The sequence below is a fragment of the Actinoallomurus acanthiterrae genome, from assembly GCF_054775715.1.
On the sequence record NZ_BAAHCO010000001.1, the window covers coordinates 569,016 to 582,440 of the forward strand.

Annotated in this window: 12 protein-coding genes; 5 read left to right on the plus strand and 7 right to left on the minus strand. The window is 70.7% G+C overall.

All coding sequences use genetic code 11. The features are described from left to right. Positions 1-59: 59 nt before the first annotated feature. Positions 60-1,190, plus strand: a complete 1,131-nt coding sequence (locus tag ACYVF7_RS02810) for a methyltransferase domain-containing protein (protein WP_460334366.1) — start codon at positions 60-62, stop codon at positions 1,188-1,190. A 166-nt stretch (positions 1,191-1,356) separates the two neighbouring features. Here ACYVF7_RS02810 and ACYVF7_RS02815 read toward each other — a convergent pair whose 3' ends face one another. Next, complete coding sequence (locus tag ACYVF7_RS02815) at positions 1,357-2,910, minus strand: protein kinase domain-containing protein (protein WP_460334369.1); 1,554 nt, start codon at positions 2,908-2,910, stop codon at positions 1,357-1,359. 441 nt (positions 2,911-3,351) lie between these two features. Between ACYVF7_RS02815 and ACYVF7_RS02820 the strand changes: the two genes are divergently transcribed. After that, on the plus strand, positions 3,352-4,275 hold the full coding sequence (locus ACYVF7_RS02820; protein ID WP_460334372.1) for a C39 family peptidase: 924 nt from the start codon (positions 3,352-3,354) through the stop codon (positions 4,273-4,275). 79 nt (positions 4,276-4,354) lie between these two features. On the opposite strand, the gene ACYVF7_RS02825 is transcribed toward ACYVF7_RS02820, so the two are convergent. Continuing rightward, entirely contained in the window at positions 4,355-4,903 is a 549-nt protein-coding gene (locus ACYVF7_RS02825) for a DUF6069 family protein (protein ID WP_460334374.1), read from the minus strand. A gap of 168 nt (positions 4,904-5,071) precedes the next feature. Further along, on the minus strand, positions 5,072-6,217 hold the full coding sequence (locus tag ACYVF7_RS02830; RefSeq protein ID WP_460357761.1) for an MFS transporter: 1,146 nt from the start codon (positions 6,215-6,217) through the stop codon (positions 5,072-5,074). 188 nt (positions 6,218-6,405) lie between these two features. On the opposite strand from ACYVF7_RS02830, the gene ACYVF7_RS02835 reads away from it, so the two are divergent. Beyond that, positions 6,406-8,151, plus strand: a complete 1,746-nt coding sequence (locus tag ACYVF7_RS02835; RefSeq protein WP_460334378.1) for a sigma-54-dependent Fis family transcriptional regulator — start codon at positions 6,406-6,408, stop codon at positions 8,149-8,151. Between the two features lie 28 nt (positions 8,152-8,179). On the opposite strand, the gene ACYVF7_RS02840 is transcribed toward ACYVF7_RS02835, so the two are convergent. The 3 genes from ACYVF7_RS02840 to ACYVF7_RS02850 all read right to left on the minus strand — a co-directional run bounded on the left by ACYVF7_RS02840 (position 8,180) and on the right by ACYVF7_RS02850 (position 11,133). Further along, entirely contained in the window at positions 8,180-9,277 is a 1,098-nt protein-coding gene (locus ACYVF7_RS02840) for an NAD(P)-dependent alcohol dehydrogenase (RefSeq protein ID WP_460334381.1), read from the minus strand. A gap of 11 nt (positions 9,278-9,288) precedes the next feature. Beyond that, positions 9,289-10,734 (minus strand): aldehyde dehydrogenase, encoded by a 1,446-nt coding sequence (locus ACYVF7_RS02845; RefSeq protein WP_460334384.1) that lies wholly within the window; start codon positions 10,732-10,734, stop codon positions 9,289-9,291. 138 nt (positions 10,735-10,872) lie between these two features. Further along, a complete protein-coding gene (locus tag ACYVF7_RS02850; protein ID WP_460334386.1) occupies positions 10,873-11,133 on the minus strand; it encodes a hypothetical protein in 261 nt (86 codons plus the stop codon). A 62-nt stretch (positions 11,134-11,195) separates the two neighbouring features. Here ACYVF7_RS02850 and ACYVF7_RS02855 point away from each other — a divergent pair, with 62 nt between their 5' ends. Continuing rightward, complete coding sequence (locus ACYVF7_RS02855) at positions 11,196-11,807, plus strand: hypothetical protein (RefSeq protein ID WP_460334388.1); 612 nt, start codon at positions 11,196-11,198, stop codon at positions 11,805-11,807. A gap of 3 nt (positions 11,808-11,810) precedes the next feature. On the opposite strand, the gene ACYVF7_RS02860 is transcribed toward ACYVF7_RS02855, so the two are convergent. Continuing rightward, the gene (locus ACYVF7_RS02860) at positions 11,811-12,707 is read right to left on the minus strand and encodes a LysR family transcriptional regulator (RefSeq protein WP_460334392.1); all 897 of its coding nucleotides are present in this window, start codon (positions 12,705-12,707) and stop codon (positions 11,811-11,813) included. 112 nt (positions 12,708-12,819) lie between these two features. On the opposite strand from ACYVF7_RS02860, the gene ACYVF7_RS02865 reads away from it, so the two are divergent. After that, entirely contained in the window at positions 12,820-13,320 is a 501-nt protein-coding gene (locus ACYVF7_RS02865; RefSeq protein WP_460334395.1) for a nuclear transport factor 2 family protein, read from the plus strand. The last annotated feature ends 105 nt before the right edge of the window (positions 13,321-13,425 follow it).

The following is a 13,425-nucleotide window of genomic DNA, read 5'->3' on the forward strand; positions in this document are numbered from 1 at the left end:
ACTCATCGGGAGCAGATGACCGGGAAAGTCCTCGGCCGGAAGACGAATATCCACAGGGTGTGGACGACGTCGCGGTGTTGGCTCGGTTCGCTCCGGACGAGAAGTGGCGGGCCGCGTTGGAACGCGCGCCTCGTCACCTGTTCATCCCCGAGACCGCATGGGCGAGCCCCGACCGGTGGATCGACAAGCGGACCGATCCGTACGCCTGGGCGGCGGCGGTCGCGGATGACAGGCCGATCGTCACGCAGATCGACGACGGCGACACACCGCTGACGGCCGAAACCGCTCGGCGCGCGACGGAGCACACCTGTTCGTGTTCCGCGCCCAGTGTGGTGTTCGCCTGCCTCCGGGCTCTCGAACTTCGTGATCACCATCGGGTGCTGGAGATCGGTACTGGAACAGGGTGGACGGCGGGCCTCCTCACCGCACGCCTCGGGGACGGCAACGTGACGTCGCTCGAAGTGGACCCCGCCTTGGCCACGGCTGCTCGCGTCAACCTGGACCGGGCCGGGCTGTCCCCGAACTTGATCGTCGGTGACGGCGCGATCGGGTGGCCGGATGGTGCCCCGTTCGATCGCATTCACGTCACCTGCGGAGTCCGGACCATCCCCGGCGCATGGATCGCGCAGACCCGCCCGGGTGGCGTCATCGTGTTTCCCTTGGACGCCGAATTCGGAACCGGCCTCATCACCCGCCTCGACGTCCTCGACGACGGCACCGCCATCGGCCGTTTCATCGAGGAAGCCTGGTACATGCGCATGCGCGCCCAGCGGACCGCCCGGACCGAGTGGCCGTGGCAGAGCGACCAAGACGGCGAGATCACCACCACTCGTCTGGACCCCCGAGTCATCGCCGCCATCGACGGCGGAGCGGCGGGTGTGTGGCTGTCCGCGCACCTTCGGAACGTCGATGTCTTGAGCTGGGCCCCTGATCCAGATGGCTTGATCGTTCACTGGCTGCTGGAAAGCGGCCCCCAGGCCGAATCATGGGCGGCCGTCGACTATCGACCGGGGGCGGCACGCTTCGAGGTGGAGCAGTACGGTCCCCGACGGCTGTGGGATGAGGCTGAAACGACGTATCTCGGGTGGCTGCGGGCCGGTCGTCCCGGTCACGAACGTCTCGGAGTCTCCGTCACGACCAGCGGAGACCAGCGGTTCTGGCTCGATTCACCTGACCACCCGATCGGCTGATCGGCTGCCGGAGAGGCGATCCCATGGGTAAGCATCGCAAGGAGACCCCTGCTCCATGTGCAATGGGTCTGGAAACCAAGAGATCTGGAACGACGGAAAGAAAGAGACACGGCCCTGTCCCGGCTGCCGGGGCACCGGAAAGGCCTGATCACGGTCGGTGGTGGTGTCAGCTGAGAAGGCTGACGAGGGCTCCTGCCCAGGTGTTCAGGAAGCCGACGGCACTGTGCACGGCCCAACGCTGGGTGAGGTAGCCGACGGTCTCGATCAGCGGGATCCACACGGCAGCGCAGAACAGACTTATCGCGATGGCAGCGCCCCAGGACTCGCCGGAATCCAGCTCCGAGCCGACCATGCCGAACGCGATGCCGACCGCGCCGAGGACCAGCGCGCCGATCACTGCTCCCGCGTAGAGGTCGCCGGCGATCGCTCCCACGATCAGTCCGACGGCGATGCCGAAGAGGAGCGATATCGCTCCTATGAACAGGGCGACGCCGGTCATTACGTCGTACCGCGTGATCGCGAACCCGGTGACGGAGAAGACGGCGAACATGCTCAGGGGCAGGAGAAGGGCCGCCGTGAAGTAAGTGGTGTGCGCCGCCGGGTGGGCGAAGCCCATGCCGAAGACCAGTGGCGTTCCGGTCAGCAACAGCCCGGTCAGGAAGAGACCGAGATTGCGCCACCCTTTGGAACTCTTGGGCTCATCGTCTTGCCCGGCCGTGGGCTTCCCGCCGGACATGGGCGGTTCGGCCTGCAACGTGTTGGAGGGAGGCGCGGCGACACCCACCGCCGGGACCTCGGAGAATCGTTCTTTCCCGGACGCGGGTGGTGACGTGTCGGCCGTGCCCTGATCGCCGCCGTCGGGTTCAGGCCCGTTGCCGGCGGGCTCCGGAGGGACGGTCGGCGTTCCGACGACTCGGAGTCGTCGCAGTGCCTCCTCCGCCGGCGGTCGGTTCGTCGCGTCGGGAGCCAGCAGGTCCTCGATGAGCTCGCGCAATGCCCCCGCGGCGCGCATGGAGATCGGCCGCTCGTACAGCGTGGCATGGACCGTCGCGGCCGGATTGTCGCGGCGAAAAGGGGGATTGCCCTCGACGGCGTAATAGAGGGTGGCGGCGAGGGAGAACAGGTCCGATGCCTCGATGGGGCGTTGTCCCCGGAGGCGTTCCGGATCGATGTAGCCCGGTGTGCCGATCAGCGAGCCGCTCCGGGTGAGCGTCGTGTCGTCCGCGTGCACGGCGATGCCGAAGTCCACCAGCGTCGCGTCGCCGGCGGCATCGATCAGGATGTTTCCCGGTTTCAGATCGCGGTGCAGCACGCCATGGCCGTGGACGAAGCGGAGCGCTCTGAGCAGCTGTTCGGCGAGATCGGCCGTGTGCTCCTCGGTCAGCGGGCCGTCCTCCCAGACGATCTGTTTCAGGGAGCGTCCTTCGACGAGGTCCATCACCAGCCACGGAAGGCCCTCGACGGTGATCAGGTCGCGTACGGAGACGATGCCCGGATGCGGCGGCAGCCTGGCGAGGGTCCGCCCCTCGCGGCGAGCGCGGGTCAGCAGATCCTCGGGGATCGCGCCCTCCGCGGGGATGATCATCTGCTTCAGGGCGACGTCGATCTCCAGGTGCTGGTGATGGGCGCGCCAGACCGTTCCCATCCCGCCGGTGCCGAGGCGTTCCTTCAGGAGGAACCGGCCGTCGATGACATCACCGGCGCGATGTTCCCCGCCCACCTGCGCACCTCACCCCTCGCGGCCGCGCCCTGGCGGTCCGCTCCGCCGGCGTGCGGTACCGACCTTGCACCAGCGCCGTACGGGGCGCAAGGGAATGCCCGCCCTTGATCCGAGCCGAAGACGCCGGCACCGGCATTCGTCGCCCGATCGAGGTCCGCCGACCGGGCGTCCGGCCATGGCCCTTCGAATAGGCCTGTGGTCCTAGTCGGACGCGGGTCCACAGGACCAATTCGGTGCGCTGGGTAGGGACTTCGGCTTCATACCGCTTCCGCAAATGCGGCGATATGGTGGCGCATCGGAAATCACCGCTGAAAGGCGGGTTAAATGGTGCATTCTTCGGGAAACGCCGCAGAATCGGCTGTGGCTTTCACCGCGAAGAGCGTGAAACGTCGGTGGGTCGCCAGTGTCGGACTCATGGTCGGAGCCTCCACGCTCCTCTCCGTGCCGGCGGCGGAAGCGGCGAGCTGGGGAGCGCAGAGCAGCAGCGGCGTCAGGTACGAGTCGTGCACGAGCGCGCGCAGCTACAAGAACGTCGCGTACGTGACCTGCATCCAGCACTCGTCGGGCTTCAACAAGGCGCGCGTCGTGATCCGGGTCTCGGTGTCGGCGAAGCGCTCGGTCAAGGGTAACCCCTACCTGCGGGTCATCGGCCGGTCGCACAACGTCAGTGCGCCGAGCTGTTCGGGCACCCTCGCCAGAGGTGCCAAGAAGCAGTGCGCGACGGCCTGGCTCAACGCGACGCGCATCGTCCAGTTCGGCGAGGGCACGATCTGGATCTCGGGCAGCAGGCGGCCCGGAATGCGCGTCCGCGGAATGCACTTCTGGGGCAAGAAGCAGGAGAACGCGGAGAAGTACTGCGGCCCGGCCTCGGTCCAGGCGGCCATCCACACGATGAAGGGCTCGGCTCCGTCGCAGGGGACGCTGGCGGGAAAGCTGAAGACCAACACATACGGGTTCACGCCGCCGAACAAGCTCGCTCCGGCGCTGAACGCGTACAAGCCGAGTGCGATCGCCAGTTACCACCTGTACGACTTCGGCTCGACCGGCCAGTCGACGGAGTACGCCTTCCGCCAGCTCTGGCGGTCGATCGAGTCGGGCAACCCGGTGGTGTACCTAGTCGACCCGAGCAAGCTGCCCTGGTCGAGCGCGTCAGGCACCCGGGTGCGTCACTACATCGAGTTGCACGGGTACACGGCCATGCAGGACACGGTCGACTCCAACGTCACGGGTGGGTGGAAGGTCGACCGCTTCCAGGTGTTCGACCCCGCGAGCGGCTCAGTACGCAACATCACGCCGATCCAGCTGCTGAACGCTTCGGTGGCCTCGGACTACATCGACGACGACCTGGTCTTCGCCGCCAAGTAGCGGGCCGGCGATGACCGTCGTGGGCTCGGCGCCTTGACGCCGAGCCCACGGCATGACCAGGTCCGCGGCCGGGAACGCGTCAGCGGTACGACCGCGGGTCGTGCCGGTGGTCGTCTCGGTAGTCGTTCCGGTAGCCGTCTCGGTAGTCGGCCGGGTGGTCCTCCCGGTAGGACTGATGCCGCTGGTGACGTACGGCTGTACGCGAGACGCCGAGCAGCGGGGAGATGATCGCGATGCCGATCACGAAGTAGAACGCCGCGGTCTCCACCTGGGTGAGGATCTTCTGGTCGTCGAGGAACACCTGCAGGACGACGAGGATCACCGCGAGTGACCCGATCCAGGTGAAGAACTGCGAGGCGCTTGGAGTGGTCGCCATCAGTAGATGAAGAAGGCCGGTCGCGATCAGTGTCACCAGCGCCGCCGCGATCGGGAACGCGACCATCGCGTAGTCGGCGGACTGTCTCATTCCTCCGGGGCTGATCAGGGGAGCCTGGAGTAGCCGGTGCATCACCATCACTCCGACCAGCGCGACGCCGGCGGCGACCAGCGCGGTGGCTGCGCCGCCCGCCCAGAGTCGGCCTGCGTCGGCACCGGTCTTCTCGTCCCACGAATAGTCCGTCGAACGCATACGTTCTCTCCTCGTCGGGGTGGCGGCTCGGGGGCGGCCGTGTCCCCTCGTCGGGTCCGGGACCCCGCTAGGCTGTCGCCACGTCACGCTACGTGTCAACACAGACGGCGCTTTTGGTCACAATTCACCCACCAGGCGCAGAAGACAACCGCAAACCCGCGGTGGTCATCATCTGTTCGGCCTGTCGGCACCCGGCCGGTGCCCACCGGGTCCCGCGGACCGTACCGCCAGGGCCACCGCGACGAACGGGACGGCGGCCAGGGCGAACAGCGCACCGGGGCCCGCCCAGGTCGAGCCGAGGGCGTAGGCGGAGTAGGCCGAGACCGCGACGATCTCCGAGCCGAAGCCGGCGACCGAGGTGACCGTCGCCCGGGACTCGTCGCCGATCTGCTCCTGCAGCCGCGCGTCGGCATTGCTCATCGCCCATTCGAAGACGCCGAAGGCCAGGGCCACGGGCAGCAGTCCCGCCGCCCGGCCGCTCGCCGCGCCGGCGGCCAGGCACCCGGCGGCGAGCACCAGCAGGCCGGCCGTCCATCGCGTGCCGCGCCCGGCGAGCCAGCCGCCCGCCGTCAGCCCGGCCGTCACCAGCAGGACGAGGAGCGGAGCGACAGAGGCGGGGGCGCCGGTCGACCCGGCGAGCAGCGGGACGTACTCGTCGAGGGCGCCGGCGGTTCCCATCAACAGCGAGACGATCAGCAGGGACCGGCGGACCGCGGGCGTGCGGCGGACCTCGGCGAGGCCGACGCGCAGTACCTCCCGGTATCCCGGGCCGCGCTCGGTACGGCCCCGCGAGGCGGGCAGCGAGCGGGCGGCCGCCGCGCAGAGCAGGCAGGCGGCGACGCTCGCGATCCCCGCGGCGCGGTGTCCGCCCAGGGCGATGACCGGTCCGGCCAGGCCGGTCGCGGCCATGACCGCCAGCATGCCCATGGCGTGCGTACGGCCGAGGGTCCGCGGATAAGCGTCGGCCGCGCCGTAACGCGAGAGCTCCTCGTACACGAGGGCCTGCAGCGTCCCCGAACGCAGCGCGCCGCCCGCGCCCCAGAGCACGAAGCCGAGCGCGAAGGAGGCGTACGACGGGGCGAAGGTCCACAGCGCGAAGCCCGTACCGGTGAGTAGTGGGGCGATCGTGAGCAGCGACCTGCGTGAGAAGACATCGGCCCACAGGCCGGCCGGGATCTCCAGGAGGAAGGAGGTCACCGACCAGATGACGAACAGGGACGAGATCGCGGCGGGAGACAACCCGGCCTTGGCGAACAGCACCGCGTAGACCGGATACAGGAGGACGAAGTCCTCGAGGAACGCGTAGGCGTACAGCCGCCGCGCGAGTCTGGAGGCAGGTGAGGATCAATGTCGTCGTCGCATGGCCGTAGCGTACGACAGGACCGTCCGCGCGGCCATCGGGTTTACGAGCACTACGCTCATGGACGTCGGGCACATTATTGACGACGGTCATGTGAGCGCCTAAAGTCGCCTTGACCTTTCGAATCGCAGGTGAGTCGGCGATGAACCTGGACGACGAGCGCCGCGTATCCCCCGGGCCCCGGACACTCACCCCACGAGGACGCCCCGATGCCCGCGCGCCGCGGCAGGCGGCCGACGACCGCGGGTTCACGACGAGGTTCCCCGAGGCGGAGCGGCTGCGCCCGGAGATAGCGCAGTCGTGGCGGCGCTCGTCACTGTCGGGGCTCCGGCCGGACGCGCCGGCCGACCGGTTCACCGTCCTCGACGTCGACCTCCGGAGCAGGCTGCTCGTGGCGGCCACGCCGGTCCTCGACGCGATGGCCGAGGAGCTCGCCGGGACCGGCTTCTTCGTCGCCCTCGTCGACCAGGAGTCGCGGGTGGCCGCGCTGCGGTTCGGCGAGCGGTCCGTGCGGGCGACGATGGAGGGGCTCGGTGCCGCCATGGGCCGGCCGTTCCGCGAGGACACCACCGGCACGAACTCCATCGCCACCGCCTTCGAACTCCGCCGGGGCATCGCCGTACGCGGCCGGGAGCACTACCTCGAGGCTTTCAAACGGTTGAGCTGTTACGGACATCCACTCATCGACCCGGCGAGCCGGCGGATGGTGGGCGTCCTGGACATCACCTGCCGGACCAGGGACGACAGCCCGCTGCTCGCCCCGTTCCTCCTGCGCGCCGTACGGGACGTCGAGCGCCGCCTGCTGAACGGCGCGCGGGAGGCGGAACGCCGCATGCTGGCTGCGTTCCAGGCGGCCGCGCTGCACAAGACCCACCCGGTGCTGATGCTCGGCAACGGCATCGTGCTGGCGAATCCGGCGGCGATCGAGACGCTGGACGGCACCGACCACGCGCTGCTGTTCGGCCTGACCGCCGACGGACCGTCCGTACGGCCGGCGACGCGCGAACTGGCCCTGTCCTCCGGGCGCACGGCACGGGTCACCTGGTCGCGCGACGGCGACAGCGGGGGAACGCTGTTCGAGCTGTTCCTCCCCGATGACGGCGGAGAGCACGTGCCGCGCCGCGCTCGGCAGGACCGAGAGCTCGAACGCCAGCGTGAGCGGCGGCTGCCCGTGCTCATCCGCGGTGAGCCGGGCTCGGGACGCAGCACGGCCCTCCGGTCGCTGGCGGGACCCGCCGCACCGGCCGTCCTGGACGCCGCCGACCTCGATCGGCGTGGAGAACGCGCCTGGCTGGCCGACCTGGAACGCCTGGCCGGCGAGCACGACGGGCTGGTCGCGGTCGAGGCCGTGGAACTGCTGCCGGAGCCCGTCGCCGCGAAGGCGGCGCGCCTGCTGCGCACCGCCGGGGCGTGGTTCGCCCTGACCGCGTCGTCCGCGGCCGAACTGCGCGGCGAGCGGGCCGCCCTCGCGGCGCACTGCATCGCGCGCGTGGACCTGTCGCCGCTGCGCGCACGACGCGACGAACTCCCCGAACTGGCCCGGGTGATCCTGGCCCGGCACGCGGGAGGGAGGCTGCGGCTGACGCCGACGACCCTGGAGGTCCTCGCCGGTCATCCCTGGCCGGGCAACCTCCGGGAACTGGAGGAGGTCCTCCGGGACGTCGCCGCGCGGCGCTCCGCCGGGGACGTCACCGTACGGGACCTGCCGTCCGCCTACCAGGGCAGTCGCCGGTCACGTCGGCTGACCCCGCTGGAGCAGGCCGAACACGACGCGATCGTCGCGGCGCTGCGGGCCGGCGAGGGCAACAAGGCGCACGCGGCCCGACGGCTCGGCATCAGCCGCACGACCCTCTACAACCGGATCCGCGCACTCGGCGTCGCACTCTGACGCGAACTGACCGGGGTGACGCCCCGACTCACATCAGGACGACGGGCTTGACCGTGACGCCCTTCTCGGAGTCCTCGGCGGCGCGGTCGATCTCATCGAACGGGTACGTGCGGATCATCCGGTCGTACGGGAACCGGCCGCGCTCGTACAGGTCGATGAGCTGCGGGATGAACAGCCGGGGGACGCTGCCGCCCTCGATGATGCCCCGCACCGACTTGTCGAAGAGCAGCGCCGACATGTCCAGCGACACCTCGGTGCCGATCGGGGCGGCGCCGACGACTCCGCAGGTGCCGCCGTGGTTCAGGGAGTCGACGGCCGTGCGCAGCACCGCCGGACTGGCCGTGGTCTCCACGGCGAAGTCGGTGCCCCCGCCGGTGATCTCCAGGATCTGCTCGACGAGGCCGTCGGCCGCGCCGTGGAGGCCGTGCGTGGCGCCGAGTTCGGTGGCGAGCGCCAGTCGCTCGGGGACCAGGTCGACCGCGACGATCGGTCCGCAGTGGGCGACGTCGGCCGCCATGATCGCGCTCAGCCCGACCGTGCCCGCGCCGAAGACGACGATGGAGCTGCCGGGCGGTGGGGCGAGCGAGTTCAGGACCGCGCCCGCCCCCGTCTGGACGCCGCAGCCGAGCGGGGCGGCCACTTCCAGCGGCAGATTTGAGGGAAGCGGTACCACCGCGTGCTCGGGTGCCAGCGCGTACGTGCTGAACGACGACTGGCCGAAGAAGTTGGCGTTGATCGGCGAGCCGTCGCCCGTACGCACGGTCGCGGAGCCGTCGGCGCGGCGGCCACCGAAGTTCCGGGGGAAGAAGTCCGTGCAGTACGCGGGCCGTCCGCGCAGGCAGTTGCGGCAGGTCCGGCAGAAGTCGAAGGACATCGCGACCCGGTCGCCGGGCCGTACGGAGGTGACGTCGGAGCCGGTCCGCTCTACGACGCCCGCGCCTTCGTGGCCGAGCACCACGGGGGGTTCCGGCGGATACCACTGGTCGCGGACGATGAGGTCGGTGTGGCAGATCCCGGAGGCGACGACCCGGACGACGACCTCGTTCGGCCGTGGCTCGTCGAGGACGACCTCGCGCAACTGGAACGGTGCGCCCTTGCCGGTCATCACGGCCGCGGTGGCGTACATGACATCGACCCCTATCCCGCCAGGTAGACGGACTTGAGCTGCTGGTAGGCGGTGAGCCCTTCCGGGCCGAGTTCGCGGCCGATGCCGCTGTCCTTGACGCCGCCGAAAGGCGCCACCGGCTCGGGCAGGTAACCGTTGACGCCGATCGTCCCGGTCCGGACCCGTGCGGCGACCGCGACGCCCCGGTCCGGGTCGGAGGTCCACACCGAGCCGCCCAGGCCGTAGTCGGAGTCGTTGGCGATCGCCACGGCCTCGTCGACGTCGGCGTACGGGGTGATCGTCAGCACTGGGCCGAAGATCTCCTCCTGGGCGATCGTGGCGCGGTTGTCGACGTCGGCGAACACCGTCGGCTCGACGAACCATCCCCGGTCGCGGGCGACCGGCCGCCCGCCGCCCGCGGTGAGCCGGGCGCCGTCGCTGCGGCCTTTGGCGATGTAGGACTCCACCCGGTCGCGCTGCCGGGCGCTGACCAGCGGTCCGATCTGCGTCTCCGGGTCGAGGGAGTCGCCGACCCGCAGGGCCCGGGCCAACTCGGTGACGGTGTCCACGACCCGGTCATACCTGCTGCGCGGGGCGAGGACACGCGTGCCGAGGTAACAGGTCTGGCCGTTGTTGAGCAGGCAGGCTCCGAACAGGTCCTGCAGATGCTCGTCCAGGTCGGCGTCGTCCAGCACGATCGCCGCGGACTTGCCGCCGAGTTCGAGCGTGACCGGCCGCAGCAGCCGGCCGCACGTCTCGGCGATCGACCGGCCGGCCGCCGTCGACCCGGTGAAGGCGACCTTGTCGACGCCCGGGTGCGCCACCAGGTGGGCGCCCGGCTCCCGCCCGCCGGTGACGATGTTGACGACGCCGGGCGGGAGCTGCGCGTCGATCACCGCCTGCGCGAGCAGGTAGGCGTCGAGCACGGTCTCCGGCGACGGCTTGATCACCATCGTGCATCCGGCGGCGAGCGCCGGTGCGATCTTGAACGACGCGAGCGTCTGCGGATAGTTCCACGGCACGATCGCCGCCACGACCCCGATCGGCTCCCGCCGGACCAGCGCGGACCCGCCGAGCAGCCCCGGCCTGGTCTCCTGCGCGGGAGTCCGCCGGATCAGGTCGGCGTAGTAACGGAGCACCAGGGCGGGCATGCCCGCCTCGATCTGCCGGGCGATCGCGATCGGCATGCCATTCTGGCCGCTCACCCGGGCGGCCATGTCCTCCGCCCGCGCGTCGAGCGCGTCGGCCAGGCGCTCCATGGCGGCGGCCCGCGCCTCGGGCGGCCACGCGGCCCAGCCCGACGGGTCCTCGAACGCCCGGCGCGCCGCCGCCACCGCGTCGTCGACATCGGCCTCGACGGCCTCGGGGACGTCCCCGACCTCGTCCTCGGTGTTGGGGGACCGGACGATGATCCGCCCGGTGCCGTGCGGCCCGGCCCATTCGCCGTCGATGAACAGGGAGTCGTACCGCAGTCGCATGCCGTCCTCCGTTTCGCCGGGAGAGGCCGGGCCGCCGATGACGGCCCGGCCGGCTTCCGCACCGAAGCCCATGGTCGGGCCGCCGGAGGCCGGCTAACTGTCCAACTTCTGGACACCACCGCGCCCGGCGGCCAGGGCTCAGCGGGCCCAGGGCCCGTGGGCCGTGCCGGCACGCAGTTCGTCCCGCAGTGCTTCACAGGCGGCGACGTGTGCGTCGATCGCGGCGGCGCCCTTGCGGTGCGCCCATTCGCCGACGTGGTCGGCGAGCGCGTCGTCGAAGGGCAGCGCGGGCTCGCGCGGGAGCCTTCGGTCCCGGAAACGGAAGCGGGCGACCCGATCGGCGCGCTGGTTCGTGCTGTCCGCCGCGGCCTTGACCGTGGCGGCGTCGCTGCTGATCACCGGGCGACTGCTCGCGGGGTGAGGCCGGTCCATCGTGGCCGCGTCAGGGGAGAATGCCGGTCATGTCCAGGTCCACGACGACGGTGACGCCCCCCGCGGCGGCCCTTCCCGCGAACGAGACGAACCGCTACCTCGCCAAGGTCAAGACGTCCCTGGCCCGCCGGTGGTCGCACACCCGCATGAAGGAGCTCTACGACCAGGCCGACCTCGCCAGGTTTCTGTGGGCGCTGGAACGGGAGGCGGAAGCGCTCGACGTCCTGCGCTCCGTCACGGCGGCGGTTCCGGTGCCCGGAGCGGAGCCGAACTACAACGTCTGGAGCCCGGTCGTCACGATGAACGCGCTGGAGGCGCGGATCTGCCGGCTCGCGGGCGACGAGGCGGGTGCCGCGGCGGCGGCCGCGCGGATCCTGGCCGACCCCGGGCTCGCACCGAACCGCGACTCCATCACGGCGGAGATCACCGACGCCCCGGGCGCGCTGGAGAAGGCGAACGCGGAGACGTCGGTGAAGTGGGCGTGCCACAAGCTGTCGCGCAGAACCGGCTCGCTCATCCACCTCTGCGAACTGGCCGTCGCCGGCCACCCGTACGGCGAGTGGTACGACGCCGAGGAGGTGGACCGGCTGATCGTCGAGGGGCGCGCGCTGCTGGCCGCCCGGCTGCGGGCGGCGGCCTGACCCTCAGGTGTTCTCCCTGACCAGGTCGTGGGCCGCCTCGGCGAAGGCGCGGACGCGAGCGGTGGCGCCGTCGGCCCGCCACAGCAGACCCCACCGCAGCGGCGGGGCGTCGGAGAACGGGACGTAGACGACGTCGGGGCGGGCGTAGTAGCGCTTGGCGTGCGCGCCGACCGGGAAGACGCCCTGGCCGGCGCCGATGAGGGTGAGCATCTCGTTGAACGTGGACGCCGCGGGGCCGGGCTCGATCGGCCGCCCGGACGGCGTGGTGCGCGGGGTGCGGTCCTCGCGCAGGGCCTCGGGCAGCGTGCCGGGGAGCTGGAGGAGCTTCGCCCGCGCCAGGTCTTCCAGGGAGACCGACGCGCGGCGGGCGAAGGGATGCTGGGCCGGGACGGCGAGGATGCGCGCCTCGGAGACGAGCACCGGGCCGGTGGCGATGCCGGGCTCGTCGATGGGGCACGTGCCCATCGCGAGGTCGACCTCCCCGGTCCGCAGCCAGGGCATGAGATCGATCATCTGCGCTTCACGAAGGTGGACGTCGCAGTCGGGGTTGCGCGCCCGGAAGAGCTCGGTGGCGCCGACGAGCAGCTGCCCGCTCGCGGCGCCGACGAAGGCCACCCGGAGCGTGCCCGTGAGGCCGCGGCCGACGGCGACGGCCTGCTCGAACGCCACGGTGATCTGATCCCAGGCGGGCCGAACCTCCTCGTACAACCGCTGTCCCACCGCGGTCAGCTCCACCCGGCGGCTGGTGCGGTTGAACAGGGGGATCCCGATGCGGCGTTCCAGCTTGGCGATGGTCTGGCTGACCCGGGCGGTGGACACGCGCAGGCGCTCGGCGGTACGGCCGAAGTGCAGCTCCTCGGCGAGGGTGAGGAACGCCTCCAGTTCGTGCCGCTCCAGCATGACCGTTAAGTCTAGCTTGACGATCCTTGCGCAGAGCCGCGTTGATCGGGGCCTCTCCCCGGACGAGGGTGGAACCGCTCGAAAACCCCTCTGACCTGCACGGGAGTAGACGATGTTCGTCACCGACGAGTACGCGGTGTCCGCCCGGCACGCCGACGCGGTCGTCAAGGAACTGCGCGATCGTGCCGAGATCCTGGACGCGCTGTACCGGTTCGGCCTCGGCCAGGACCTCAAGGACAAGGAACTGTTCGCCTCGGCCTTCGCCGCCGACGCCGAACTGGACTTCCGCCCCGCGGCCGCCAAATGGGGCGGCCGACCACCGGTGATGGTCGGGCGGGACACGATCGTCACCACCATCCTCGCCATGTTCACCGGCCGGGTGGACACCACCCACCAGGTCACCAACCCGCGCATCGCCGTCGACGCCGACACCGCGCGGCTGACCGCTCTGGTGGAGGCTCAGCACCTACTCACCGCCGACCACGGAACCTTCGCCCTGCTGAAGAACCCCTACGACGTCGAACTGGTCCGTGACGGCGACCGCTGGGTCATCCGCCGGGTGCGCATCGAGAACGCCTGGTACACCGGCGACCCCACCGCCATCTTCGGCTGACGCGCACCGGGCGCTTCGCGGCACCCAACTCCACCCCAGCCCGATCCCAAACCCCACCGGGCACGGTGAAGCCATCAAGAGCACCGGACGACGTGCCCGGCTCGA

Excerpts from the sequence above, each read along its gene's own strand:
- ACYVF7_RS02825 (WP_460334374.1), bottom strand. The coding sequence starts at position 4,903 with ATGCGTTCGACGGACTATTCGTGGGACGAGAAGACCGGTGCCGACGCA.
- ACYVF7_RS02835 (WP_460334378.1), top strand. The coding sequence starts at position 6,406 with ATGAACCTGGACGACGAGCGCCGCGTATCCCCCGGGCCCCGGACACTC.
- ACYVF7_RS02840 (WP_460334381.1), bottom strand. The coding sequence starts at position 9,277 with ATGTACGCCACCGCGGCCGTGATGACCGGCAAGGGCGCACCGTTCCAG.
- ACYVF7_RS02845 (WP_460334384.1), bottom strand. The coding sequence starts at position 10,734 with ATGCGACTGCGGTACGACTCCCTGTTCATCGACGGCGAATGGGCCGGG.
- ACYVF7_RS02855 (WP_460334388.1), top strand. The coding sequence starts at position 11,196 with ATGTCCAGGTCCACGACGACGGTGACGCCCCCCGCGGCGGCCCTTCCC.
- ACYVF7_RS02860 (WP_460334392.1), bottom strand. The coding sequence starts at position 12,707 with ATGCTGGAGCGGCACGAACTGGAGGCGTTCCTCACCCTCGCCGAGGAG.
- ACYVF7_RS02865 (WP_460334395.1), top strand. The coding sequence starts at position 12,820 with ATGTTCGTCACCGACGAGTACGCGGTGTCCGCCCGGCACGCCGACGCG.